Source organism: Streptomyces sp. CNQ329 (genome assembly GCF_000482585.1).
Genome location: NZ_AXVU01000141.1, coordinates 1 through 1,661, shown reverse-complemented (window position 1 = coordinate 1,661; position 1,661 = coordinate 1). Strand labels below are relative to the sequence as shown.

The following is a 1,661-nucleotide window of genomic DNA, read 5'->3' as shown; positions in this document are numbered from 1 at the left end:
CGCTCCAGCCGCAGAACTACGACTTCGCCGACACCTCCGCGCGCTACGTGCGCATCGTCGGTTACGGCAACACCTCCAACGACTGGACCAGCATCACCGAGACCGCCGTCTTCGGGGCCGACGGCGGCAGCGGCTCGTGTGACTACCCGGCCGACGTGCTGGACCTGACGAACTGGTACATCGGGCTGCCGATCGGCGAGGAGGAATCGCCGACCAACGTGGAACAGCCGGAACTCGCCACGTACGCGATCGACCCGTGGTTCACCGCGACGGCGGAGTGCGACGCCGTCCAGTTCCGTGCCGCCGTCAACGGCGTCACCACCAGCGGCTCCAGCTACCCTCGCTCCGAGCTGCGTGAGATGACGGACTCGGGCCGGACCAAGGCGAGCTGGTCGTCGACCTCCGGCACGCACACGATGGTGATCGACCAGGCCATCACGGACCTTCCCGAGGACAAGCCGCACGTGGTCGCCGGACAGATCCACGACTCCGACGACGATGTCTCGGTCTTCCGCCTGGAGGGCACGAAGCTGTACGTCACCTCTCCCGAGGACAGCAACTACAAGCTGGTGACGGACGAGTACGAGCTGGGCACGAGGTTCGAGGCGAAGTTCGTGGTCAGCGACGGGAAGATCAAGGCGTACTACAACGGCGAGCTGCAGACCACGCTCTCGGAGGACTTCTCCGGTGCCTACTTCAAGGCGGGCGCGTACACCCAGGCCAACTGCGAGCGCTCGTCGCCGTGCAGTGACGACAACTACGGCCAGGTGAAGATCTACGGGCTGAGCGTCACGCACGACGACGAGCAGGGTGCCGGGGACGAGACGCAGGCCGCCGAGCGGTACGGCTGGGGCGATCCGCTGCCGGTTTCCGACGAGTTCGACTACACCGGCCCGGTGGACCCCGCGAAGTGGGACGTGCCGTCGGGCAACGTCGGCGGCACGGAACAGTGCTGGGAAGGCCACGCCGGAAACGGCCGCCGGTGCGGGAAGAACAGCACCGTCGCGGACGGCATTCTCACCATGCGCGGCGAGGCGAACGGCGACACGGGATGGATCAGGCAGAACCGGGACACCCAGTACGGCCGCTGGGAAATCCGGTCACGCTCCCGGAACGTCGGTTCGGACGGCGGGCTCTACCACCCCCTGCACCTGATCTGGCCCACCGCCGGCGACCGGCTCAAGAACGGGGAGTACGACTGGGTCGAGTACTCGAACCCGGACGCGCAGTGCCTCGGGGCGTTCCTGCACTACCCCGACAGTCCGTCGGACGAGAAGGAACACCACGAACTCTGCCCCGTGGACATGACGCAGTGGCACAACTTCGCCTTCGAGTGGTCGCCGGAGGCGCTGGTCGGCTATGTCGACGGTGTCGAGTGGTTCCGGATGTCGGACGGCGCGAATTCCGAACGGGGGGACATCCAGACGATGCCCCTGGGGAATCTCGTCATCCAGCTCGACAACTTCACCGGCGACAGCGGCCTGCGCCCGGCGGTGTTCGAGGTCGACTGGGTCAGGACGTATCCGATCGTGCCGGCTGACGGCTCTCCGGGTTCCCCTCTGCCGGTCGCGGGGGTCGTGGCCAGTGAGGACGACGGCAACGTGGCGGAGAACACGCTCGATGACGATCTGAGTACCCGTTGGTCCGCCGAGGGGGACGGG

At 67.0% G+C, this 1,661-nt stretch carries 1 protein-coding gene; it reads left to right on the top strand.

Features of this window, described 5'->3' with window-relative positions:
* A partial coding sequence (locus tag I003_RS33885) for a polysaccharide lyase family 7 protein (RefSeq protein ID WP_037722231.1) occupies positions 1-1,661 on the top strand: 1,661 nt, incomplete at both ends.